Annotated in this window: 20 protein-coding genes and 4 tRNA genes; 12 read left to right on the forward strand and 12 right to left on the reverse strand. The window is 70.1% G+C overall.

All coding sequences use genetic code 11. The features are described from left to right. The first annotated feature begins 23 nt into the window (after positions 1-23). The gene (locus tag ABT118_RS00880) at positions 24-1,838 is read left to right on the forward strand and encodes an NHL domain-containing thioredoxin family protein (protein WP_350644006.1); all 1,815 of its coding nucleotides are present in this window, start codon (positions 24-26) and stop codon (positions 1,836-1,838) included. On the opposite strand, the gene ABT118_RS00885 is transcribed toward ABT118_RS00880, so the two are convergent. The 3 genes from ABT118_RS00885 to ABT118_RS00895 form a co-directional block, all read right to left on the reverse strand. After that, a complete protein-coding gene (locus ABT118_RS00885; protein WP_350644007.1) occupies positions 1,786-2,934 on the reverse strand; it encodes an acyltransferase family protein in 1,149 nt (382 codons plus the stop codon). The two genes, ABT118_RS00880 and ABT118_RS00885, sit on opposite strands and share 53 nt — an antisense overlap. An 87-nt stretch (positions 2,935-3,021) precedes the next feature. Next, on the reverse strand, positions 3,022-3,615 hold the full coding sequence (locus ABT118_RS00890; protein ID WP_350644008.1) for a GNAT family N-acetyltransferase: 594 nt from the start codon (positions 3,613-3,615) through the stop codon (positions 3,022-3,024). Between the two features lie 105 nt (positions 3,616-3,720). Continuing rightward, positions 3,721-5,004 (reverse strand): adenylosuccinate synthase, encoded by a 1,284-nt coding sequence (locus ABT118_RS00895; RefSeq protein WP_350644009.1) that lies wholly within the window; start codon positions 5,002-5,004, stop codon positions 3,721-3,723. Positions 5,005-5,130: 126 nt separating this feature from the next. Between ABT118_RS00895 and ABT118_RS00900 the strand changes: the two genes are divergently transcribed. From ABT118_RS00900 to purM, 3 genes are all read left to right on the forward strand, one after another. Next, positions 5,131-5,955: a diacylglycerol kinase gene (locus ABT118_RS00900; protein WP_350644010.1), complete on the forward strand. Its 825-nt coding sequence runs from the start codon at positions 5,131-5,133 to the stop codon at positions 5,953-5,955. A gap of 219 nt (positions 5,956-6,174) precedes the next feature. Beyond that, positions 6,175-7,749 (forward strand): amidophosphoribosyltransferase, encoded by a 1,575-nt coding sequence (purF, locus tag ABT118_RS00905; protein ID WP_350644011.1) that lies wholly within the window; start codon positions 6,175-6,177, stop codon positions 7,747-7,749. Positions 7,750-7,807: 58 nt separating this feature from the next. Further along, positions 7,808-8,896, forward strand: a complete 1,089-nt coding sequence (gene purM, locus ABT118_RS00910) for a phosphoribosylformylglycinamidine cyclo-ligase (protein WP_350644012.1) — start codon at positions 7,808-7,810, stop codon at positions 8,894-8,896. A 121-nt stretch (positions 8,897-9,017) separates the two neighbouring features. On the opposite strand, the gene ABT118_RS00915 is transcribed toward purM, so the two are convergent. Both ABT118_RS00915 and ABT118_RS00920 read right to left on the reverse strand, forming a co-directional pair. Continuing rightward, entirely contained in the window at positions 9,018-9,269 is a 252-nt protein-coding gene (locus tag ABT118_RS00915) for a DUF3073 family protein (protein ID WP_057234333.1), read from the reverse strand. A 358-nt stretch (positions 9,270-9,627) separates the two neighbouring features. Continuing rightward, a complete protein-coding gene (locus ABT118_RS00920) occupies positions 9,628-10,788 on the reverse strand; it encodes a Glu/Leu/Phe/Val dehydrogenase dimerization domain-containing protein (RefSeq protein ID WP_502884442.1) in 1,161 nt (386 codons plus the stop codon). A 152-nt stretch (positions 10,789-10,940) separates the two neighbouring features. On the opposite strand from ABT118_RS00920, the gene ABT118_RS00925 reads away from it, so the two are divergent. Together ABT118_RS00925 and bldC are read left to right on the forward strand one after the other, a co-directional pair. Continuing rightward, a complete protein-coding gene (locus ABT118_RS00925) occupies positions 10,941-11,816 on the forward strand; it encodes a DUF8083 family protein (RefSeq protein WP_350644013.1) in 876 nt (291 codons plus the stop codon). 522 nt (positions 11,817-12,338) lie between these two features. Further along, positions 12,339-12,545 carry a developmental transcriptional regulator BldC gene (gene bldC / locus ABT118_RS00930; protein WP_014137253.1) on the forward strand — a complete coding sequence of 69 codons (207 nt, stop codon included), beginning with the start codon at positions 12,339-12,341 and terminating at the stop codon, positions 12,543-12,545. 355 nt (positions 12,546-12,900) lie between these two features. Here the strand turns inward: bldC and ABT118_RS00935 are convergent. Together ABT118_RS00935 and hrpA are read right to left on the reverse strand one after the other, a co-directional pair. Beyond that, positions 12,901-12,974, reverse strand: a tRNA-Asp gene (locus ABT118_RS00935). Positions 12,975-13,065: 91 nt separating this feature from the next. Then, positions 13,066-17,031, reverse strand: coding sequence for an ATP-dependent RNA helicase HrpA (gene hrpA, locus ABT118_RS00940; protein WP_502884443.1), 3,966 nt, complete (start codon positions 17,029-17,031; stop codon positions 13,066-13,068). A 151-nt stretch (positions 17,032-17,182) separates the two neighbouring features. Here hrpA and ABT118_RS00945 point away from each other — a divergent pair, with 151 nt between their 5' ends. The 3 genes from ABT118_RS00945 to ABT118_RS00955 all read left to right on the forward strand — a co-directional run bounded on the left by ABT118_RS00945 (position 17,183) and on the right by ABT118_RS00955 (position 19,515). After that, entirely contained in the window at positions 17,183-17,989 is an 807-nt protein-coding gene (locus ABT118_RS00945; protein WP_350644015.1) for a class I SAM-dependent methyltransferase, read from the forward strand. A gap of 103 nt (positions 17,990-18,092) precedes the next feature. After that, positions 18,093-18,446 (forward strand): WXG100 family type VII secretion target, encoded by a 354-nt coding sequence (locus ABT118_RS00950; protein WP_350644016.1) that lies wholly within the window; start codon positions 18,093-18,095, stop codon positions 18,444-18,446. Positions 18,447-18,492: 46 nt separating this feature from the next. Then, positions 18,493-19,515, forward strand: a complete 1,023-nt coding sequence (locus ABT118_RS00955) for an NlpC/P60 family protein (RefSeq protein ID WP_350644017.1) — start codon at positions 18,493-18,495, stop codon at positions 19,513-19,515. 43 nt (positions 19,516-19,558) lie between these two features. Here the strand turns inward: ABT118_RS00955 and ABT118_RS00960 are convergent, their stop codons facing one another. Then, entirely contained in the window at positions 19,559-19,777 is a 219-nt protein-coding gene (locus tag ABT118_RS00960) for a hypothetical protein (protein WP_350644018.1), read from the reverse strand. Between the two features lie 339 nt (positions 19,778-20,116). Between ABT118_RS00960 and ABT118_RS00965 the strand changes: the two genes are divergently transcribed. Beyond that, positions 20,117-20,320, forward strand: a complete 204-nt coding sequence (locus ABT118_RS00965) for a cold-shock protein (RefSeq protein ID WP_045694210.1) — start codon at positions 20,117-20,119, stop codon at positions 20,318-20,320. Positions 20,321-20,516: 196 nt separating this feature from the next. On the opposite strand, the gene ABT118_RS00970 is transcribed toward ABT118_RS00965, so the two are convergent. From ABT118_RS00970 to ABT118_RS00985, 4 genes are all read right to left on the reverse strand, one after another. Beyond that, a tRNA-Phe gene (locus tag ABT118_RS00970) sits at positions 20,517-20,590 on the reverse strand. 27 nt (positions 20,591-20,617) lie between these two features. Beyond that, a tRNA-Asp gene (locus ABT118_RS00975) sits at positions 20,618-20,691 on the reverse strand. Positions 20,692-20,750: 59 nt separating this feature from the next. Beyond that, positions 20,751-20,823, reverse strand: a tRNA-Glu gene (locus ABT118_RS00980). 104 nt (positions 20,824-20,927) lie between these two features. Next, positions 20,928-21,269 (reverse strand): metallopeptidase family protein, encoded by a 342-nt coding sequence (locus ABT118_RS00985; protein WP_350645074.1) that lies wholly within the window; start codon positions 21,267-21,269, stop codon positions 20,928-20,930. Between the two features lie 91 nt (positions 21,270-21,360). On the opposite strand from ABT118_RS00985, the gene ABT118_RS00990 reads away from it, so the two are divergent. Continuing rightward, positions 21,361-21,777 carry a fluoride efflux transporter FluC gene (locus ABT118_RS00990; RefSeq protein WP_350644019.1) on the forward strand — a complete coding sequence of 139 codons (417 nt, stop codon included), beginning with the start codon at positions 21,361-21,363 and terminating at the stop codon, positions 21,775-21,777. Then, positions 21,774-22,127, forward strand: coding sequence for a fluoride efflux transporter FluC (locus tag ABT118_RS00995; RefSeq protein ID WP_350644020.1), 354 nt, complete (start codon positions 21,774-21,776; stop codon positions 22,125-22,127). The genes ABT118_RS00990 and ABT118_RS00995 overlap by 4 nt, the downstream gene beginning before the upstream one ends. Positions 22,128-22,340: the final 213 nt, after the last annotated feature.

Genomic DNA, 22,340 nt, shown 5'->3' on the forward strand with positions numbered 1-22,340 from the left:
GCTCCGTACGGTTTGATTGGGGCATGGCTACTCGTGCACGTGTCCGCGCCCCCGAACTGGTGGGGAAGGGCGGCTGGCTGAACACCGGCGACAAGGACCTGTCGCTGGCGGACTTCCGCGGCAAGATCCTGATCCTCGACTTCTGGACCTTCTGCTGCATCAACTGTCTCCATGTCCTGGACGAACTCCGGGAGTTGGAGGAGAAGCACCGCGACACGGTGGTGATCGTCGGCGTCCACTCGCCCAAGTTCGTCCATGAGGCGGACCATCAGGCGGTGGTGGACGCGGTGGCCCGGTACGAGGTGCACCACCCGGTGCTGGACGACCCGGAGCTGGTGACCTGGAAGCAGTACGCCGTCCGGGCCTGGCCCACCCTGGTGGTGGTCGACCCCGAGGGGTACGTGGTCGCCCAGCACGCCGGCGAGGGGCACGCGCACGCGATCGCCCGGCTGGTCGAGGAGTTGGAGGCCGAGCACGCGGCCAAGGGGACGCTGCGCCGCGGCGACGGCCCGTACGTGGCGCCGGAGCCGGTGGCCGGGGACCTCAAGTTCCCCGGCAAGGCGGTTCGGCTGCCCGACGGGCACTACCTGGTGGCGGACTCCGGGCACCACTCGCTGGTCGAGCTGGCCGAGGACGGCGAGACCGTGGTCCGGCGGATCGGCGACGGCGAGCGCGGGTTCACCGACGGGACGGCGCCCAGGTTCAGCGAGCCGCAGGGGCTGGCGCTCGCCCCCGAGGGGCTGGGCTACGACGTGGTGGTGGCCGACACGGTCAACCACGCGCTGCGCGGGGTCCGGCTGTCCGACGGCTCGGTGACCACGCTGGCCGGTACGGGCCGGCAGTGGTGGCAGGGCTCGCCGACCTCCGGTCCCGCGACCGGGGTGGACCTCTCCTCGCCGTGGGACGTGGCCTTCTTCGACGGCCGGGTCTGGATCGCGATGGCCGGGGTGCACCAGCTCTGGGCGTACGACCCGGCCGACGGCACGGTCGCGGTCGCGGCCGGGACCACCAACGAGGGCCTGGTGGACGGCCCGGTGGCGGAGGCCTGGTTCGCCCAGCCGTCCGGCCTGGCCGTCTCGGCGGACGGCGGGAAGCTCTGGGTCGCCGACTCGGAGACCTCGGCGGTGCGCTGGGTTTCACGTGAAACACAGTCGGTGCACACCGCGGTCGGCACCGGCCTGTTCGACTTCGGCCACCGGGACGGCGCGGCCGACCAGGCCCTGCTCCAGCACCCGCTCGGGGTGACCGTGCTGCCCGACGGCTCGGTCGCGATCGCCGACACCTACAACCACGCGCTGCGCCGGTTCGACCCGGCGACCGGCGAGGTCAGCACCCTGGCCACCGACCTGCGCGAGCCCTCCGGCGCGGTGCTGGTGGACGACGACATCGTGGTGGTCGAATCCGCCCGCCACCGGCTGACCCGGCTGCGCCTCCCGGAGGAGGCGGTCCGGGTCGACGCGGTGGCCCACCGCACCCAGCGCGCCGCGACCGAGGTGGCGCCCGGCACGCTCCGCCTCGACGTGGTCTTCCAGGCCCCCACCGGCCAGAAGCTGGACGAGCGCTACGGCCCGTCCACCCGGCTCCTGGTCAGCTCCACCCCGCCCGAGCTGCTGGTCTCCGGGGCCGGTGCCGACAGCGACCTGACCCGTGAACTGGTCCTCTCGGACCAGCACACCGAGGGCGTCCTGCACGTCTCCGCCATGGCCGCCTCCTGCGACGACGACCCGGAGATCGAGTACCCGGCCTGCCACGTCCACCAGCAGGACTGGGGCGTCCCGGTGAAGATCACCCCGACCGGCGCCACCCGGCTGCCACTGGTGCTCGCCGGTCTGGAGTAGGCTCCGCCGCCGACTGCGCGGGTACGGCTGGGCGGGAGGTCGGGAACCTTCCGTCCAGCCACTTGATCAGTCGGCGGCCGTTGCCGATCATCGGCTGCTCCACCCAGCGGTAGAGCCCGTCGGCGGCGAACAGGGAGACCAGCGTGACGGCGGTCGCGAACAGCGGTGTGCCACCGGGCAGCCACGGCGCCAGGACCGCGACCACGCCGACGGCCAGGGCCTGCACCAGGTAGAGGGCGTAGGAGCGCTCGCCGACGAAGACCAGCGGGCGCAGCGAGAGCGCCCAGCGGCCGGGGCCGGGGCCGAACAGCGAGGGCAGCAGCGCGGCGACGCCGAGGCCGTAGAGGAAGATGACGGTCAGCTCGCCGCCGAAGTACTTGGTCATCTCCGACAGGTGCAGGTGCAGGACCAGGAAGGCGGCCAGCACCGCCACCCCGACCAACGGGTGGGTGAGCGGACGGAACAGCGCGTACCCGCGCCGGTGGTGCAGCACCACGGCGAGCAGCGCACCGGTCAGCAGGACCGAGTAGTGGATGCCCATGCTCTTCCAGGTGGGGGACCACGGGACCAGCGCCAGGACGATGGCTGCCACGGCGAGCGGGACCCGGAGCTTCCGGGAGACCGCACTGGCCAGGACCAGGGCGAGCGGCCACACCAGGTAGAACTTCTGCTCGATGCCGATGGTCCAGGCGTGCAGATAGGGGGTGTCGCCCGCGAGGTGGTACTCGCCCATGAAGCCGAGGAAGTGCGGGAGGTGGTTCCTCAGCACGCTCCAGCTGTAGCCGGAGCGGTAGACGCCCACTGCGGTGGCCGCCAGCACCAGGTAGTACAGCGGCACGATCCGGAAGATCCGGCGCAGGTAGAAGCCGCGCAGCGATATCCGTCCGGTCCGGTCCTTCTCCCGGAGCATCAGTGTGGTGATCAGGAAGCCGGAGACCACGAAGAAGATGTGCACCCCGATCCAGCCGGACAGGAACGCTGTCTTCGCCCCGCCGCAGTGAAAGAAGATCACGATCACCGCGGCGACGGCCCGGAGTCCGTCCAGCGCGTCGAATCTCCTCAGGGCGAGGAACTCGGCATGGGACAGGGTGCGCATGGGGCGGCTCCGGGCTGAGGGCTGACAGGCAGGGACGGAACATCATCGCTGATGGCCACCGTCCGCCCGCGACCCCCTCCGGGGAAGTCAGCCCGCGGCCAGACGGTCCGTCAGCCGCTGCCGGGCGGCGGGCCACTCGTCGGCCAGCATCGAGAAGTAGACGCTGTCCCGCCAGCTGCCGTCCCGGCGCTGGCGGGCCCGGCGGAAGGTGCCCTCGTACTGGGCGCCCAGGCGCTTGATCGCGTTCTGCGAGCGCTCGTTGAGGTGGTCGGTCTTCCAGCAGACCCGGCCCATGCCCAACTCGTCGAAGGCGTGGTGCAGGAGCAGCAGCTTCGACTCCGTGTTGACCTCGGAGCGCCAGGCCGACCGCCCGTACCAGGTGCCGCCGATCTCCAGGCTCTCGCACTCCGCGTCGGCGTCGTAGTAGCAGGTGATCCCGACCGCCTTGCCGGTGCTCAGCCGGATCACCGCGAACGGGAGGCAGGAGGGGTCGGCCAGCCGGGCGGTGAGGTTGGCGGCCATCTCGGCCTCGGTGGTCGGGATCGCCACCGGGATCCAGCGGAACACCTCCTCGTCGCCGCCGGCCGCCTCGAAGAGCTCGGGCGCGTGGGCGGTGGTGAGCGGCTCCAGCCGGACGTGCCGGCCGGTCAGGACAACGGGTGCGGGAAGCTTCGCGGTCATGTCCCAGAACATAGCCATGCTTTGCACTAGGCGCAATCAATATCTGTACTAGTGCAAAGCAAAGGGCCCCGCCACAGGCGGGGCCCTCCTTGCTCGACTACCCGATCAGATGAACGAGTTGATCTGGATCGTCTCGGTCCGGCCGGGGCCGACACCGATCGCCGAGATCGGCGCGCCGGACATCTCCTCCAGCGCCTTCACGTAGGCCTGCGCGTTCTTCGGCAGGTCGGCGAAGGTCTGCGCCTTCGAGATGTCCTCGGTCCAGCCGGGGAGGTTCTCGTAGATCGGCTTCGCGTGGTGGAAGTCCGACTGGTTGTACGGGAGCTCCTCGACGCGCTTGCCGTCGATCTCGTACGCGACGCAGACCGGGATCTGCTCCCAGCCGGTCAGCACGTCCAGCTTGGTGAGGAAGAAGTCGGTCAGGCCGTTGACCCGGGTCGCGTACCGCGCGATCACCGCGTCGAACCAGCCGCAGCGCCGGTCGCGGCCGGTGGTCACACCGCGCTCGCCGCCGATCCGCCGCAGCGCCTCGCCGTCGGCGTCCAGCAGCTCGGTCGGGAACGGGCCCGAGCCGACCCGGGTGGTGTACGCCTTCAGGATGCCGATGACCCGGTCGATCTTCGTCGGGCCGATGCCGGCACCGGTGCAGGCACCGCCGGCGGTCGGGTTCGACGAGGTGACGAAGGGGTACGTGCCGTGGTCGACGTCCAGCAGGGTGCCCTGGCCGCCCTCCAGCAGGACGACCTTGTTCGCCTTCAGCGCCTGGTCCAGCACCAGCGTGGTGTCGGCCAGGAAGGGGCGGAGCTTGTCGGCGTAGCCGAGGTACTCCTGGACCACCAGGTCGGCCGGGATGGCGCGGCGGTTGTAGAGCTTGACCAGCAGCTGGTTCTTGTCGTGCAGCGCCGCTTCGACCTTCTGGATCAGGATCGACTCGTCGAAGAGGTCCTGGACCCGGATGCCGACGCGGTTGATCTTGTCCGCGTAGGTCGGGCCGATACCGCGCCCGGTGGTACCGATCCGGCGCTTGCCGAGGAAGCGCTCGGTGACCTTGTCCAGGGTGCGGTGGTACGGCGTGATCAGGTGGGCGTTGCCCGAGATCAGCAGCTTCGAGGTGTCGATGCCGCGATCGTTCAGGCCGGCCAGCTCGGAGAGCAGCACGCCCGGGTCGATCACCACACCGTTGCCGATCACCGGCGTCACATTCGGGCTGAGAATGCCGGAAGGCAGCAGGTGCAGGGCGTACTTCTGGTCGCCGATGACCACCGTGTGACCGGCGTTGTTGCCGCCCTGGTAGCGAACGACGTAGTCGACGGAGCCGCCGAGGAGGTCCGTCGCCTTCCCCTTGCCCTCGTCTCCCCACTGGGCACCAACGAGCACGAGTGCCGGCACAGGCGTACACCCCTTCCGGTTGGGGCATCCTGCGTAGGCCGCAGTCTGCCCCGAGATAGACGAAGCCCCTGGCGCAATAGCGCAAGGGGCTCTTGCACCGAGAGATTACCTGAGGAAGGACCGGTCGTGTCGTCGCTGTCCACGCCCGAAGACCGCGCCGTCGACCCGGACGCCCCTGGTCAGCTCCTGGTCCTGCTCGACCCGGCGGCCCGGCGGGCCGACGGCGAGTCGGTCCGGATCGCCCGCGACGTGCTCTGCGGGGGCGCGGACGTGAAGGTGGCGCTGCCCGAGAGTCCGTCCGAACTCGACCGTGTCCTTGCGCATCGAGGCCGTCGCCGACCGGTCGTGATCGGGTCCGATCTGGCGTTGCAACGAGTGCTGCAGGCCCTGCACCGACAGCGTGAGCTGGGCACCGACCCGGTCGGCCTGGTTCCGGTCGGCCGGCCGGAGGCGGTCGCCACCGGGCGTTCACTCGGCGTTCCGGTCCAGCCGGTGGCGGCGGCCAGGGCGGTGCTGAACGGCACCGCCCGCAAGCTCGACCTGCTGGTGGACGACGGCGGCGGGGTGGTGCTCGGCGCGGTCGGGATCCACGGGCACGGCCGGCCCAGGACCGGCGGGCTGCGTTCGCTATGGGCGAAACTGGCTGCGGCCGAGCAGGGGACCCCACTCGGATCGGACGAGCCCCGGCTCCGGGTCGAGGCGGACGGCCGGCTGCTGATCGACGTGCACGAGCCGGTGCACGGGCTCCGGATCACCCTCGCGGCCGGCTCCGGCGAGATGGAGCTGCTGCTCCGGTCGGCCGACGGCGAGCGGACGGTCAGGGCGGCCCGGCTCGCGGTGGCCGGACGGGGCTTCGGCTACGAGGCGGACGGCTGCCGGGTCGGCCCGGTCCGGGCCAGGGTCTGGACGGTGCACCCGGGGGTCTGGCAGCTGCTGCTGCCGGCCGCGTGAGCAGCGTCACGTCCGGGCCCGCTGTCCGACGGACCGTCAGCTGCCGAAACGGGCCGCAGTCCGGGTGCGACAAGGCCCGACGCGCATTCAACGAATTGTTGCCCGGAAAACCCCCGGGCGGGTAAGGGGTTTTGTCTACGCGCGTCGCTATCGGATCGGCCAATTCCGCGCCCGGCCGCTGTTCGGGAAGGCGTACGGAACTGCCCTAGACTCGAAGGCGTGCCACGTGGAGACGGACGACTCAACCACGATCTTCTTCCCGGTGAGAAAGGCCCCCAGGACGCTTGCGGCGTCTTCGGTGTCTGGGCTCCCGGCGAGGAGGTCGCAAAGCTCACGTACTTCGGCCTCTATGCCCTGCAGCACCGCGGACAGGAATCCGCGGGCATCGCAGTCAGCAACGGAGCCCAGATTCTCGTCTTCAAGGACATGGGGCTTGTCTCCCAGGTCTTCGACGAGGCCTCCCTGGGTTCGCTGCACGGTCATATCGCCGTCGGACATGCCCGCTACTCGACCACCGGGTCCTCGGTCTGGGAGAACGCCCAGCCGACCTTCCGGGCGACCGTTCACGGTTCGCTGGCCCTCGGCCACAACGGAAACCTGGTCAACACCGCCGAGCTCGCCGAGATGGTGGCCGCACTGCCGGGCGAGGAGCACGTCTCGCGCTCCGGCCGCTCGGCCGCGACCAACGACACCGACCTGGTGACGGCGCTGCTCGCGGGCCACCCCGAGCTCTCCATCGAGGAGACCGCCAAGCAGATCCTGCCCAAGGTCAAGGGCGCGTTCTCGCTGGTCTTCATGGACGAGCACACCCTCTACGCGGCCCGTGACCCGCAGGGCATCCGCCCGCTGGTGCTCGGCCGGCTGGAGCGCGGCTGGGTGGTGGCCTCCGAGACGGCGGCCCTCGACATCTGCGGCGCGTCCTTCATCCGCGAGGTCGAGCCCGGCGAGCTGATCGCCATCGACGAGAACGGCATGCGCACCTCGCGCTTCGCCGAGGCCAAGCCCAAGGGCTGCGTCTTCGAGTACGTCTACCTGGCCCGCCCCGACACCTCCATCGCCGGCCGCAACGTGCACCTCTCCCGGGTGGAGATGGGCCGCAAGCTGGCGAAGGAAGCCCCGGTCGAGGCCGACCTGGTGATAGCCACTCCCGAGTCCGGCACCCCCGCCGCGATCGGGTACGCCGAGGCCAGCGGCATCCCGTACGGCTCCGGCCTGGTGAAGAACGCCTACGTGGGCCGCACCTTCATCCAGCCCAGCCAGACGATCCGCCAGCTCGGCATCCGGCTCAAGCTGAACCCGCTGCGCGAGGTCATCCAGGGCAAGCGCCTGGTGGTCGTGGACGACTCGATCGTCCGCGGCAACACCCAGCGCGCGCTGGTCCGGATGCTCCGCGAGGCGGGCGCCGCCGAGGTCCACATCCGGATCTCCTCGCCGCCGGTCAAGTGGCCGTGCTTCTTCGGCATCGACTTCGCCACCCGCGCGGAGCTGATCGCCAACGGCATGACGGTCGAGGAGATCGGCCGCACGCTCGGCGCGGACTCGCTCGCCTACATCTCGATCGACGCCATGATCGAGGCCACCACGATCCCCAAGGACCGGCTCTGCCGGGCCTGCTTCGACGGCGTCTACCCGATGGAGCTGCCGGACCCGGCGCTGCTCGGCAAGCTGCTGCTCGAGGCCGAGATCGCCGGCGGCAAGCAGCAGCCCGCGGTCCGCACCAAGGGCTCGGACCTGGACGGTGTCCAGTCCCTGCTCGGCGGCCACGGCGCGACCGACGCGCTGCGGCGCCCGTAGGGGCGGGTCCGACCGCCCCTAGTTCCTCCACACCCCCGACCCGAGAGGGCCGTCAGCAGTGACCAGCAACCAGAGCAGCGGCGCCACCTATGCCGCCGCAGGTGTCGACATCGAGGCGGGCGACCGCGCCGTCGAGCTCATGAAGCAGTGGGTGAAGAAGGCCGACCGCCCCGAGGTGGTCGGCGGACTCGGCGGTTTCGCCGGGCTCTTCGACGCCTCCGCCTTCAAGCGCTACGAGCGCCCGCTGCTGGCCTCCGCCACCGACGGGGTCGGGACGAAGGTCGCCATCGCGCAGGCGATGGACAAGCACGACACGATCGGCCACGACCTGGTCGGCATGGTCGTCGACGACCTGGTGGTCTGCGGCGCCGAGCCGCTCTTCATGACCGACTACATCTGCGTCGGCAAGGTCGTGCCGGAGCGGGTCGCGGCGATCGTCAAGGGCATCGCCGAGGGCTGCGTGCTGGCCGGCTGTGCGCTGGTCGGCGGCGAGACCGCCGAGCACCCGGGCCTGCTGGGCCCGGACGAGTACGACGTCGCGGGCGCCGGCACCGGTGTGGTCGAGGCGGACGCGCTGCTCGGCGCGGAGCGGGTCCGGGCCGGCGACGTGGTGATCGCGATGGCCGCCTCGGGTCTGCACTCGAACGGCTACTCGCTGGTCCGGCACGTGCTGCTGAACCAGGCCGGCTGGAAGCTCGACCGCCAGGTCGAGGAGTTCGGCCGCACCCTCGGCGAGGAGCTGCTGGAGCCGACCAGGATCTACTCGCTGGACTGCCTGGCGCTCACCCGGGCGACCGAGATCCACGCCTTCTCGCACGTCACCGGCGGCGGCCTGGCGGCCAACCTGGCCCGGGTCATCCCGACCGGCCTGCACGCCCGGCTGGACCGGGGCACCTGGTCCCCGCTGCCGGTCTTCCAGACCGTGGCCAAGGTCGGCAGCATGGCCGCCCTGGAGATCGAGAAGACGCTGAACATGGGCGTCGGCATGGTCGCCGTGGTCCCGCCGGAGTCGGTCGACACGGTGCTCGCGATCCTGGAGGACCGCGACGTCGAGGCCTGGCTGCTGGGCGACATCGTGGACCGCACCGACGAGCACGGTGACGCCGCGACCCTCTACAACGCGTACGACGGCTTCCAGCTCGGCTGAGGCCGTGCTCCTGAGGGCCCCTCCGGGGGCCCTCAGGCATGTCCGGGGACGACCGGGTGCGGAGAACGCCGAAGACCGGCTCGGCACCCTGGGGTGCCGAGCCGGTCAGGTCGGACTCGTCCTACGCGCGGCGGCGGGACTGGCTGCTGCCCGCGTCCGCTTCCGCGTCGTCATCCTCGTCGGCGTAGAGGTCTGCATACGCCGCGTAGGGATCGTCCTCTTCCTCTTCTTCGATCGGCTCTGGCTTGATCGAAGCGGTGGAGGGCGATACACCCAGCTCGCTGGACAGACGGTTGGCGTCAAAGCCGCCGCCGTTGTACTTCAGCTCGCGGGCGACCTTCGTCTGCTTGGCCTTGGCCCGGCCGCGCCCCATGGGTCGACCCCCTCAACGATGGGGCTCGCGGCCCCGAGTCTGACACCTGTACATGATCAGGAGCGGTCTGCCCGAAGTGGGAGAACCGTCCCTTGGAGCATTAACGGTACCTGTTTCCGCCGCCGAACGGTACGTCGCCGGTGTGACGTGGCGCGCACTGCCACCCCCCGAAACCAGGTCCTTCCAGGTCACGAGGGGATTTTCGGGCTTTCGCAGGCTGTTCAGGGCCTGCCCAGGCCGGTTGTTCCGGGACCGATTATCCCCCGACCGGGGGCCCGGGATCGCCCGTTCGGGCTATCAATCGAGAATCCGGTTCCACATCGTGATGCGGGGGAGGCGGACCTCCCCCGCGCGCACGTCAGCTCTTCCGGGCGCCCGGCAGCAGCACCGAGCGGAGCGCGCTGATCTCGCGCATCCGCTTCTCCGCGAGCCGGTCGGCGGCGACCGCCGGGGGCACGCCGTCGGAGGCGGCCCGGGTGAAGATCTCCAGGGTGGTGTCGAAGATCTTCGTGGCCTTGGTCTTGGCCCGGTCGAAGTTGAAGCCGTTGATCTCGTCGGCGACCTGGATCACGCCGCCGGAGTTCACCAGGTAGTCGGGCGCGTAGAGGATGCCGCGGCCGGCCAGGTCCTTCTCCACGCCCGGGTGGGCCAGCTGGTTGTTGGCCGCGCCGCAGACCACCGAGGTGCCGGCCGCGCCGAGCGCGCCGACGGTGTGGTCGTCCAGCGCCGCGCCGAGCGCGCAGGGGGCGTAGACGTCCAGCCGGGCCTGCAGCAGGGCCGCGGTGTCCGCGACCACCTCCACGTCCGGGTGGGCCGCGCGGACCCGGTTCACGGCCGCCTCGGAGACGTCGGTGACCACCACGGTGGCGCCGTCCGCGACCAGGTGGCCGACCAGGTAGTGGCCGACCTTGCCGACGCCCGCGACGCCGACCCGGCGGCCGCGCAGGGTCGGCTGGCCCCAGCGGGCCTGGGCCGAGGCCCGCATGCCCTGGAAGACGCCGAAGGCGGTCAGCACGGAGGAGTCCCCGGCGCCGCCGTTCTCCGGCGAGCGGCCGGTCACGTAGTCGCACTCCCGGGCCACCACGTCCATGTCCTGCACGTAGGTGCCCACGTCGCAGGCGGTCACGTAGCGGCCGTGCAGCGACTGCACGAAGCGCCCGTAGGCGCGCAGCATCGCCTCGTTCTTGTCCTTGCCGGGGTCGCCGATGATGACGGCCTTGCCGCCGCCGAGGTCGAGCCCGGCCAGCGCGTTCTTGTAGCTCATCCCGCGGGAGAGGTTGAGCGCGTCCTCCAGCGCCGCCTCCTCGGAGGCGTACGGGAAGAAGCGGGTGCCGCCCAGGGCCGGGCCGAGGGCGGTCGAGTGGATGGCGATGATCGCCTTCAGGCCGGAGCTGCGGTCGTGGCAGAGCACGACCTGCTCGTGGCCGTCGCCGGGCGCGCCGTCGTGCTCGGTACGGAAGATCCTGCCGAGCACGCCGGGTGCGGGGTGCGAAGCGGACACGGTCTGTACGTCGGTCACTGTGGTGACTCCAGTATCTGTGGCCCACTGCTGTGGTGTGGGCGCCTGAGGGAAGCCTAGTCCTGGGGCTCCGGCCCGTTCTGCCCCTCGGGACAACGATTCAGTCCCCGTCCGGGGTACTCCGTCAGCTCGCTCGTGCGACGATTCTGGGCGTGACCGCTGTGCGTACTTCGGTGCTTCCGCCCTACGCCGCCCATCTACGGGTGTACGAGCCGCTGGCGGCCTATCCGGCCCCGGAACGGGCCCGCTGGCAGGCCTACGCGGCCCGCTACGGCCCGGACGCCGTGGAGGCCGCCCAGGCGGTGGCCCCGGCGGTGCTGGCCGAGCAGCGGGGCGCGCTGGCCGAGCTGCTGGCCAGCACGCCGCGGGCGCTGCCGGAGCGGGAGAGCGAGCGGGCCTTCGTCCGGGTGCTGGACGGGGTGACGTACGTCTGTCCGTGGGCGACCAGGCTGCGCAGCTGGCAGGCGATGGAGGAGCTGGCCGGGTCGCTGCCGGTGGCGCTGCTGGACACCGTGCTGCCGCCGGTGGTCCGGGCGGCGGCGCAGGCGGACCGGGAGCGCTGGCGGGCGGCCCATCCGGAGGACCGGCCGTGGATCCTGACGAACCGTTGGGAGGTGCCGGTGCGCTGGTTCCTGCCCTTCGGCACCGAGGACCGCTGCTTCCTGCCGGCCGGCCCGGCGGACCGGCCGGCCGCGCTGTTCTACCTGACCCCGATGGCGCAGGCCCGCCGCCGGGTGGCCCGGGGTTACCGGGCGTTGCGCGAGCGGGTCCCGAGCGGGGCGCTGGCCAGCGGGGTGGAGGAGCTGGGGCGGTGGCTGGAGGAGTTCCACCCGCGCTCGCTGGTGGAGCTGGACTACGGCGGCCTGGTGCACCTGCTGGGCACCGGCCTGGCGGAGGAGGACTCGGTCGGCGAGATCGAGGCGGGGGTGGCCGCGCTGCGGGCCGGGGACGGCCGGGAGGCGGCCCGGATGTACGAGACGGTGACCGAGCGCTGGCGGCGGGTGCACGCGCTCCGCTACGCGAGCTGACGGCAGATCGGCACTGGCGGGCACCGGCGGGCACCGGTGTCAGTGCACCGGGCGATGATGGTTGGGACCTTTGGGGCACGGGTCCGGGACGAAGGTCCCGGTTCGGGTCAATACCCCGCGAACGTGACACTACTCACCGTTGACGCTTACTTACGCCTATGTGTAAAAATGGGACAACCAGCCCAAGTTCACTCAGATGTATCCACTTTTGAGTGGACCTGGGAGCCGTGCCTGTTTTGCGGGGAAACGAAGGGTCTGGTCCTCTCATAACCGCTTGTCACCGATAGGTGACTGTCCGCTATGGGACGGTCCATGGCCATCCGTCGCTCTTGAACCCGTGAGGGGTCAATTTTGGCGGTTTGGCCGATGGGGCTGGACGAATGGTGTAGTTGTAGACACCAGGACAAGCCGTTCGTCCTATTACCGACTCGGCCCGTCTATGCCATTTCGGGCATCGCGGGCCAAGGTGCAGAATTTGAAGGATAGAACCGCCCTGGTTCGGTTCTCCCGAGGAGGCCGCTCATGACCGCTCGTACCCCTGACGCCGAGCCCCTGCTGACGCCGGCAGAGGTCGCCACCATGTTCCGCGTTGACCCCAAGACGGTCACTCGCTGGGCCAAGGCGGGCAAGCTCACGTCCATCCGCACTCTCGGCGGTCACCGCCGGTACCGCGAGGCGGAGGTGCGCGCACTGCTGGCCGGTATTCCGGCGCAGCGCACCGAAGCCTGAGAAGGCCCCTGACGGGCCTTTTCGACAGCTCACCGCAAGGGGCTGCATCCCTGACTCCGCCGGGTCAGGGATGCAGCCCCTTTCGGCATGTCCGGAATGCAGTGTTCCTATTGGGGCTGGTGTGAGGTGGGGGAGAAATGAGGAATTGCATGTGCAATTTTACATATTAAATCAGAGCCCCCTGAGGAGGGGGTCGGAGTGTCCGGTCTCAAGAAAAGATAAGTGACGACCATCACAGTGACGTTATCTTGTGGTCTAGACCTGCACTGACGTAGCGGCTGACGCCCGGTCAGCGGCGGCGTCCGGGAACGCAAGGAGGCCCGGAGCCTGACGGCTCCGAGCCTCCTCGGTACGGCGATCCTGACGGGACTTGAACCCGCGACCTCCACCTTGACAGGGTGGCGAGCTAACCAACTGCTCCACAGGACCAGATTGTTACTGCGATCTGTCTTGTTCGTCTGCTCCCGCTCGCGAACAAGACAGATCGTACTGCATACCGGCCCCTGCGGTCGAACCAGCGTCACAGCCCCGCCGCGGCCGCCTCCATCGCCTTCAGGATCCGCTTCTCCGAAATGGGCGTCGGGGTACCGAGGCCCTGGGCGAAGAAGCTCACCCGGAGTTCCTCGACCATCCAGCGGATCGCCCGCAGCTCGGCCGAGGGCTCCCGGCCGGCCGGGACCTTGGCGAGCAGCTCGCCGTAGGCGTCCTGCACCTGCTGGACCTTGTGCAGGTGCAGCAGGTCGCGCTGCGGGTGGTTGGGCAGCGCCTCCAGCCGGCGGTCGACCGCGAGCAGGTAGCGCTTCAGGTCGGCCAGCCGCTGCCAGCCGGTGGCGGTGACGAAGCCGGGGTGCACCAGCGAGGCCAGGTGCAGCCGGACGTCGTTGACCGCCGTCAGCAGCACCGGGCTGGAGACGCTCTTCAGTCGGTTGGACGCCTTGTGGAAGGCGATCAGCGCGGTGGCGGTCTTCAGCGTGGTGTCGGCGGACAGCTCGTACAGGTCGGCCCGGACCTTGTCGTACAGCTTGGTGAAGGACGGCTCGTCCCAGGCCGGGCCGCCGTGCAGGGTCATCAGCCGGTCGGTGGCGGCCGCCACGATGTCCTCGAACAGGGCCGGGATCGACCCGTGCGGGCTGTACGAGAGCGCCAGCTTGGCCTGGTTGCCGAGCCGCTGCTGGATCGCCTTGGCGGGGGAGTTGATGCTCAGCATCAGCAGCCGCCGGGTGCCGGCCCACATCGCCTGCTGCTGGGCCTCGGGGGTGTCGAAGAGCCGGATCGCCACCGAGTCGCCCTCGTCCACCAGGGCCGGGTACGCGCGCAGCGAGTGGCCGCGCGAGCGCTGCTCGAAGGTCCGCTGGAGGGCGGGCAGGTCGGCCGGCCAGCCGGTCAGGCCGGTGCGCTCGATGCCCTGGCCCGAGGCGGCCGAGGAGAGGGTCTCCTTGAGCTTGGGCTTGAGCTTGAGCCGCAGGTCCTCCAGGTCCTTGGACTCGGCCAGCTTCTTCTTGCCGTCCACCACCCGGAAGGTGATCCGCAGGTGGTCCGGGACGCGTTCGTCGTCCCAGGCCTCCGGCGGGATGGTGATCGCCGACATCCGCTTCAGGATGTGCTCCAGGGTGGGCAGCAGCGGCTCCTGACGGTCCTTCACCAGCCGCAGTGCCTTGGCGGCGAAGTCCGGGGCGGGGACGAAGTTGCGCCGGATCGCCTTGGGCAGCGCGCGGATGTACGCGGTGACCAGCTCGGTCCGCAGGCCCGGGATCTGCCAGTCGAAGCCCTCGGCGGTGACCTGGTTGAGCACCGGGAGCGGGATGTGCACGGTGACGCCGTCCGCGTCGCTGCCGGGCTCGAACTGGTAGGTCAGCTTGAACCGGAGCTTGCCCTGCTGCCAGTGGTCCGGGTAGTCCGCCTCGGTGACGCCGTCCGCCGAGTCGTTGATCAGCATCGACTTCTCGAAGTTCAGCAGGTCCGGCTGGTCGTGCCGGGCCTGCTTCCACCAGGCGTCGAAGTGCCGGGTGGAGACGATCTCCTCCGGCAGCCGGGCGTCGTAGAAGTCGAACAGGGTCTGGTCGTCCACCAGGATGTCCCGGCGGCGGGCCCGGTTCTCCAGCTCGGCGACCTCGCTGAGCAGTTGGCGGTTCTCGCCCCAGAAGCGGTGGTGCGTCTCCCAGTCGCCCTCGACCAGCGCGTTCCGGATGAACAGCTCGCGGCAGAGCTCCTGGTCGATCTTCCCGTAGTTGATCTTCCGCTGGGCGACGATCGGCATCCCGTACAGGGTCACCTTCTCGTACGCCAGCACGGCGCCGGCCTTCTTCTCCCAGTGCGGCTCGCTGTAGCTCTTCTTGATCAGGTGCCCGGCCAGTGGCTCGACCCACTCGGGCTCGATCTTGGCGTTGATCCGGGCCCACAGCCGGGAGGTCTCCACCAGCTCGGCCGACATCACCCAGCGCGGCGGCTTCTTGAACAGCCCCGAGCCGGGGAAGACCGCGAACCGGGCCGCCCGGGCGCCGGCGTACTCGCGCTTCTCCACGTCGAACAGGCCCAGGTGCGAGAGCAGCCCGGAGAGCAGCGCCTGGTGGATCCGGTCGGCGTCCGGCTCGGCGTCCGGGTGCGGCTCCTCCATGCTGACGCCGAGTTGCTTGGCCACGGTGCGCAGCTGGGTGTAGATGTCCTGCCACTCCCGTATCCGCAGGTAGTTCAGGAACTCGGACTTGCACATCCGGCGGAAGGCCGAAGAGGAGAGCTCCTTCTGCTGCTCCTTGACGTACCGCCACATCGACAGGAAGGCCAGGAAGTCCGAGGTCTCCGAGTTGAAGCGGCGGTGCCGCTCGTCGGCCGCCTGGCGCTTCTCGGCCGGGCGCTCGCGCGGGTCCTGGATGGAGAGCGCGGCGGCGATCACCATCACGTCCCGGACGCAGCCGAGGCGGTCGGCCTCGATCACCATCCGGGCCATCCGCGGGTCGAGCGGCAGCTGGGCCAGCTTGCGGCCGAGCGGGGTGAGCCGCTTGCGGTGGTCCTTCTCGGCCGGGTCGAGCGCGCCCAGCTCGTGCAGCAGGTTGACGCCGTCCTTGATGTTGCGGGAGTCCGGCGGGTCGAGGAACGGGAAGGCGGCGATGTCGCCGAGGCCGGCGGCGGTCATCTGCAGGATGACCGAGGCCAGGTTGGTGCGCAGGATCTCCGCGTCGGTGAACTCGGGGCGGGCGAGGAAGTCCTCCTCCGAGTACAGCCGGACGCAGATGCCGTCCGAGGTGCGGCCGCAGCGGCCCTTGCGCTGGTTGGCGCTGGCCTGGCTGACCGCCTCGATCGGCAGCCGCTGCACCTTGGTGCGGTGGCTGTAGCGGGAGATCCTGGCCGTGCCCGGGTCGATCACGTACTTGATGCCGGGGACGGTGAGGCTGGTCTCGGCCACGTTGGTGGCCAGCACGATCCGGCGGGAGTTGGAGCGCTGGAACACCCGGTGCTGCTCGGCCGAGCTGAGCCGGGCGTAGAGCGGCAGCACCTCGGTGAACTTGAGGTTGAGCTTGTTGAGCGCGTCGGCGGTGTCGCGGATCTCCCGCTCGCCGGAGAGGAAGACCAGGATGTCGCCGGGGCCCTCGGCCTGCAGCTCCTGGGCGGCCTCGCAGATGGCCTGCACCTGGTCGCGGTCGCGGTCGACGTCGGTGTCCTCCTCGCCCTCCTCCAGGATCGGGCGGTAGCGGACCTCGACGGGATAGGTGCGGCCGGAGACCTCGATGATCGGGGCGTCGCCGAAGTGGTTGGCGAACCGCTCCGGGTCGATGGTCGCCGAGGTGATGATCACCTTGAGGTCGGGACGGCGCGGCAGCAGCTGTTTGACGTACCCGAGGATGAAGTCGATGTTGAGGCTGCGCTCGTGCGCCTCGTCGATGATCAGGGTGTCGTACTGGCGGAGCTCCCGGTCGGTCTGGATCTCGGCCAGCAGGATGCCGTCCGTCATCAGCTTCACCAGGGTGTCCGGGCCGACCTGGTCGGTGAAGCGGACCTTCCAGCCGACCGCCTCGCCGAGCGGCGTGTGCAGCTCCTCGGCCACCCGCTCGGCCACCGTGCGGGCGGCGATCCGGCGGGGCTGGGTGTGGGCGATCAGGCCCTTCACCCCGCGGCCCAGCTCCAGACAGATCTTCGGGATCTGGGTGGTCTTGCCGGAGCCGGTCTCACCCGCGACGATCACCACCTGGTGGTCCCGGATCGCCGCCAGGATGTCGTCCTTCTTCTGGCTGACCGGCAGCTCGGCCGGGTACGTGATCTCCGGCACCGCGTTCCGGCGCTGTTCGACCCGGAGTTCGGCCCGGTCGATCTCCTTCACCAGTTCGGCCGCGATCTTGTCGCGGGCCTCCGGCTTCCGGACCCGGCGCGCGCCGTCCAGCCGGCGGCCGATCCGCTGCTGGTCACGCAGTGTCAGCTCGGGCAGCCGAGCGGCCAGCTCCCCGACGGTGGGTACCTCGGTGGGCTGGGCTTGGGGAGAACTCACTGCGGACATCCCTCTAGGTTCGCAAGGAGGAGCATGCGGGCGCACCTCGGTTTTTCAGGCCCTGCACCCCCGGACGACGGGGGGCTTGAGCACCTCCAGTGTCACAGACCGTCGGACGGGGCCCGTCGTAGGCTGCGGCAGGACTAGGTGAGGGGTGGGCATGCAGGACTTCGACGTGCACGAGCGGCGGATGTGGGGCGCCGCCGGGGTGGCGACGGCCTATCTGCGCGGGTTCGGCGGGCTGTGCGCGGGTGCGGTGCCCGCGCTGCTGGACCAGGCGGGTGCCGCCCCCGGCGTACGGCTGCTGGACGTCGGGACCGGCCCCGGGACGGTGGCAGCCGCCGCACTGGGCCGGGGCGCCGTGGTGACCGCGGTGGACGCCGAGCCGCAGATGGTGAAGGCGGCCGCCGAACGGCTGCCCGAGGTCCCGGTCTCGCTCGCACTGCTGCCGGAACTCCCCTTCACCGAGGGTGAGTTCGATGCGGTGACGGCCAACTTCGTGGTCAACCACGTGGCCGACCCGGTGGCCGCGCTGACCGAGCTGCGCCGGGTGGTCGGGCCGGGCGGCCTGGGCGCCGTCACGCTCTGGCCCGTGGTCGGCAACCAGGCGATGGACCTGTTCGGCGAGGTGCTGGAGCAGGTCGGGGTGGAGCGGCCGGTCTTCCCGGCCGTCCCGGTCGCGTTCGAGCGGACCACCGACGGCCTGGCCGGGTTGCTGGAGCAGGCGGGCTGGCAGCAGGTGGCGGCCCGCCTGGTGAGCTGGACCTACCGGGTCGACCCGGAGGACTGGTGGGCCGGACCGGCCGCCGGCGTGGCCAACATCGGCCTGGTCGTCACCACCCAGCCGCCCGAGGTGCTGGCCGAGCTCAAGCACGTGTACGACCGGCTGGCGGCGGCCCGGCTGGACGCGGACGGACTGCTGGCGCTGGAGGCGGTGGCCGTGCTGGCCGGCGGTGTCCGCAGCTGACGCCCGCAGTCCAGGGGGCGGGCGGGCTCCCCGGGACTGCGGTGTTCGGCTAGCCTTTTGACGGATTGTCATCCTGCAGGTACGAGGTTCCGGGGGAGCCGCTTTGAACTTCATCAGCGAAGCATGGGACGACGCCAAGGACCTGGTCGGCGCGGGCGCCAGGGTGGTCAAGGACATCGTCATGGCGCCCGCCGAGATCGCCCGCTGGGCCCTGGGCGAGATGTTCGGCGGCGGCGAGGACGAGCTGCGCCAGATCGCCAAGGAGCTTGCCGAGCTCGGCAAGGAGTTCGACAAGCTGAGCACCGACGTCAACTCCGCGCTGACCAAGCTGACCTGGCACGGGCCGGCCGCCGACGCGTTCACCAACCACGCCCAGGGCCGGGTCCGCGAGATGGCCGGCGTCGCGGACGAACTGGAGGGGCTGAGCCAGGCGGTCAACCGCCTGGCCAGCTTCTGAGTCTTCCCACGGAAGATCATCACGAGGACAAGGGATACGGGGAACCATGGCCGGTGAACAGTTCGGTGTGCAGCTGCAGGAACTCGGCAGGATCCAGCAGGACTGGCAGCAGGTCGCGCAGCGAATGGCCGAGATGCAGAAGAAGCTCGGCCAGATCCAGAACACCCTGGCCAAGGCGGTGGCGGTCGACCTGGCCGCCAGCCCGCTGGCCGGCATCGTCGGCTTCGGGGTCGCCTACGACGTGCTCAGGGACGCCAAGGACGTGGAGTCACGCGCCCGGCACCTGATGGAGACCAAGGCGAAGCTGACCCAGGCGATCTCCGAGGACACCGAGAAGATCAAAGCGGTGATCAAGGAGTACACCGAGGCGGACCGCAAGGCCCACGACGACATGAAGAAGCAGGACCAGAACCGCCCGAAGGACGACGGCTCGACCCGGATCAACGGGAAGGGCAACGGCGGCGGCGGTTCCGGCAACGGCGGCGGTGGCGGCTCGAACAACGGCGGCGGCGGGAACAACGGCGGTGGTGGCGACCACAGCAAGTACGGCGACCACAGCACCGGCGACAAGGGCGTCAAGTACATCAACGGGGACAGCTGGGAGGACTGGAACGGCAACAGCAAGACCCACCCGCACAACGGGCAGGGCAAGGGCGCGCTGGTCCGGCCCAAGCTGGACGGGCTCGACGAGCAGCGCAAGGAGATCCTGGAGCGCGCGATGAAGCGCGTCGACATGAAGCTCGGCTACAGCCAGGGCGCGATCACGGCCGGCTACCGGGTGGACTGCTCGGGCTTCGTCACGGCAGCCTGGGGCATCCCGCCGAACTCGAGCGGGGGCCTGAACACCACGGGCCTGATGAGCCCGAGCGTCTCGGAGAAGATCAGCAAGGGCGACCTCCAACCGGGTGACGCGCTGATCAACAGCGGCCACACCATCCTCTTCGGAGGCTGGGCCAACGCGGAGCACACCAAGTACATCGCCATCGAGAACGCCGGCCAGTCGGGCACGGTGTCCCGGGTGGCGACGATGGGCAACGAGTACGGCTTCTACCGCCGCAAGGACCTCTGAGCCGTCGGTCGGTCACCGCCGGACGGGCGGTGACCGACCGAGGTCAGAGCAGAAAGAGCTTGGCGAAGGGCGCTGTGATCCGCTCCTGTCGTGAGCCGAAGTCGACGAGCACCGCGAGCTCGCCCTCGACGGCGATGGCCCGGCCCAGGCCGTACTCGTCGTGGGAGACCCGATCGCCGACGGCGAACCGCTTGAGCTGCGGCGTGGGCGCGGGGCGGAAGGGGCTGGTGGGGAGATGGCGCCGTGGCGCTGAATTCGTCATCCGTGTCAGTATGCGCCCAAATCGTGGCGGCGGGACCCGCCGCCAGGTAACGGATTTTCGGATTTTCTGGATCATGGACTTTTCGTTGCCGCAGCAGGCCGACGCCGGGTCGGGGCGGTGGCGCCGACACAACTCGGCGGGTCGGAACCCCCCGCAGTGGCTCGGACCCTGCTACAGTCGTGGTAGTTGCAGTTGTGGTTCCCATGAACTTGTGTGCGCCTGCTGGTTGTGACCGCAGGCGCGTTTTTTGTTTCCCGGCTCTTTCCCCGGGCGGGCCCATCACGGCGACGCGGGGCTTGCGAAATGTGAGCTCTGGACAGTCCCCTGAAGGAGTTTTAAATGGCTAATGGCACCGTGAAGTGGTTCAACTCGGAAAAGGGCTTCGGCTTCATCGAGCAGGAGGGTGGCGGTCCTGACGTGTTCGCCCACTACTCGAACATCAACGCCAACGGCTTCCGTGAGCTGCTCGAGGGCCAGAAGGTCGAGTTCGACGTCACCCAGGGCCAGAAGGGCCCGCAGGCGGAGAACATTCGCCCGCTCTAAGTAGTACCTATGCCCACCCGGCCGCCTGGCGGACGAGGGCAGCATGTCGCAGCCCCCGAGTGCTTCAGTCACTCGGGGGCTGCGCTGTTTTCCGTCCTGGGCCGGCCGCTGCCGGGATTCGCATGAGGTGCAGTACGTGTCCGGATACGACAGAACCCCCGGTGAGCGGACTCACCGGGGGTTCTGTCAGCAGTTGTGGCCAGGGCCGGGGTCGAACCGGCGACCTCCCGCTTTTCAGGCGGGCGCTCGTACCAACTGAGCTACCTGGCCGTACTGCACCGTCTCTTGCGAGACGAGCGATCCTGACGGGACTTGAACCCGCGACCTCCACCTTGACAGGGTGGCGAGCTAACCAACTGCTCCACAGGACCTCGTGCGGAGCGCATCCGCCTCGGTGTCTTTCGACGCCGACTTTACTACGGTACTGCCGTGCCCCCAACGGGATTCGAACCCGTGCTACCGCCTTGAAAGGGCGACGTCCTGGGCCACTAGACGATGAGGGCTTGCGGCCCGCCCGGCTGACTAGCAGCGGTCGGGGACGTGAGAAGCATATGGGATCCGGGCGGGAACGCCAAAACGGTTTCGGCGGCCCGGACGGCGGGCGGGGTCAGGACCAGCCGAGTTCGTGCAACTCGTGGTCGTCGAAGCCGAAGTGATGGGCCACCTCGTGGATGACCGTGGTGCGGACCTCCTGCACCATCTCGTCGTAGGTCTCGCAGAACCGGGTGGTCGGACCCATGTAGACGATGATCCGGTCGGGCAGGACCCCGGCGTACCACTCGCCGCGCTCGGTGAGCGGGGTGCCCTCGTACAGGCCGAGCAGCTCGGGGTCGGCCGGGTCGGGTTCGTCCTCCACGAAGATGGCGACGTTGTCCATCATGGCCGCGAGCTGCGGCGGGATCTGGTCCAGCGCATCGGCGACCAGCGCCTCGAACTCGTCCCGCGTCATGTCCACCGACTCATTGTCGGGTGTGGGGTGACGCTGTGCCAGATCACCGGGGCCGGTGATTCCCGGTGTTCCCCAGTGCTTCACTGGTCGGATGCTGATCGATCGGGTGGGCCTGCGGGGTGAGGGGCCGGTGCTGGCCGTGGTCGCGGCGGGCGGGGTGCTCGGCGCGTCGGCCCGATACGGGGCCGCCCTGCTCTGGCCGGTCGGGGCGGACGCCGTCCCGTGGACCACGCTGGTGGTGAACGTGGCCGGCTGTGCCGCGATGGGGGTGCTGATGGTCCTGGTCACCGAGGTGCTGACGCCGCATCGGCTGGTCCGGCCGTTCCTCGGCACCGGGGTGCTGGGCGGTTTCACCACGTTCTCGACCTACGCCGTCGACGTGCAGCGGCTGCTGACGGGTGGTGAGGCCGTCCGGGGGATGGTCTACCTGGTCGGGACGCCGGTGACGGCGCTGGGAGCGGCCTGGGCCGGGGGCGCGGTCACCCGCCGACTGGCGGTGCGGCGGTGAACTGGCTGCTGGTGGCGGGGGGCGCGGCGGTCGGGGCGCCGCTCCGGTACCTGACTGATCTGGTGCTGCGGGCCCGGTTCGGTCCGGGATTCCCCTGGGGCACGCTGGCGGTCAACCTGCTGGGGTCACTGGTGCTCGGCCTGGTGCTCGGGGTCTGCTCGGTGCGCGGGCAGTTGCTGCTGGGCGCCGGGTTCTGCGGGGCGCTGACCACGTACTCGACCTTCTCGTACGAGGTGCTGCGGCTGGCGGAGGGCGGGGCGCGCGGCCGGGCGGCGGGCTACCTGCTGGCCACCCTGGTGGCCGGGATCGCCGCGGCCTGGGCCGGGGTCGGGCTGGGGCGGGTGTTCTGACCGCGCGGTGCTGACCGCACGTCAGGGCGCTCCGGCCGGGGCTTGCGGTGATCGGGGGACCGGCCGTGTCCTGCCGGGCCGGCGGGCGTTGGTCACCACAGGCGGCCGGGCGCGGCTGGTCGAGCAGGGGAGGGCCCAGGTGACGGTGGTGCGGGTGCGGACGGGGCGGTTGGTGGCCGGAGGACTGGTGCTGGCCCTGGCGGGCGCGGGGAT

Origin of the sequence: Kitasatospora sp. NPDC002040, from assembly GCF_040296785.1 — a bacterium.
GTDB lineage: Bacteria > Actinomycetota > Actinomycetes > Streptomycetales > Streptomycetaceae > Kitasatospora.

What these genes read in the sequence shown, in the direction of transcription:
- ABT118_RS00880 (WP_350644006.1), top strand. Translation starts at nt 24, where the DNA reads ATGGCTACTCGTGCACGTGTCCGCGCCCCCGAACTGGTGGGGAAGGGC.
- ABT118_RS00885 (WP_350644007.1), bottom strand. Translation starts at nt 2,934, where the DNA reads ATGCGCACCCTGTCCCATGCCGAGTTCCTCGCCCTGAGGAGATTCGAC.
- ABT118_RS00890 (WP_350644008.1), bottom strand. Translation starts at nt 3,615, where the DNA reads ATGACCGCGAAGCTTCCCGCACCCGTTGTCCTGACCGGCCGGCACGTC.
- ABT118_RS00915 (WP_057234333.1), bottom strand. Translation starts at nt 9,269, where the DNA reads ATGGGGCGCGGCCGGGCCAAGGCCAAGCAGACGAAGGTCGCCCGCGAG.
- bldC (WP_014137253.1), top strand. Translation starts at nt 12,339, where the DNA reads ATGACCGCTCGTACCCCTGACGCCGAGCCCCTGCTGACGCCGGCAGAG.
- hrpA (WP_502884443.1), bottom strand. Translation starts at nt 17,031, where the DNA reads ATGTCCGCAGTGAGTTCTCCCCAAGCCCAGCCCACCGAGGTACCCACC.
- ABT118_RS00945 (WP_350644015.1), top strand. Translation starts at nt 17,183, where the DNA reads ATGCAGGACTTCGACGTGCACGAGCGGCGGATGTGGGGCGCCGCCGGG.
- ABT118_RS00955 (WP_350644017.1), top strand. Translation starts at nt 18,493, where the DNA reads ATGGCCGGTGAACAGTTCGGTGTGCAGCTGCAGGAACTCGGCAGGATC.
- ABT118_RS00960 (WP_350644018.1), bottom strand. Translation starts at nt 19,777, where the DNA reads ATGACGAATTCAGCGCCACGGCGCCATCTCCCCACCAGCCCCTTCCGC.
- ABT118_RS00965 (WP_045694210.1), top strand. Translation starts at nt 20,117, where the DNA reads ATGGCTAATGGCACCGTGAAGTGGTTCAACTCGGAAAAGGGCTTCGGC.
- ABT118_RS00985 (WP_350645074.1), bottom strand. Translation starts at nt 21,269, where the DNA reads ATGACGCGGGACGAGTTCGAGGCGCTGGTCGCCGATGCGCTGGACCAG.
- ABT118_RS00990 (WP_350644019.1), top strand. Translation starts at nt 21,361, where the DNA reads ATGCTGATCGATCGGGTGGGCCTGCGGGGTGAGGGGCCGGTGCTGGCC.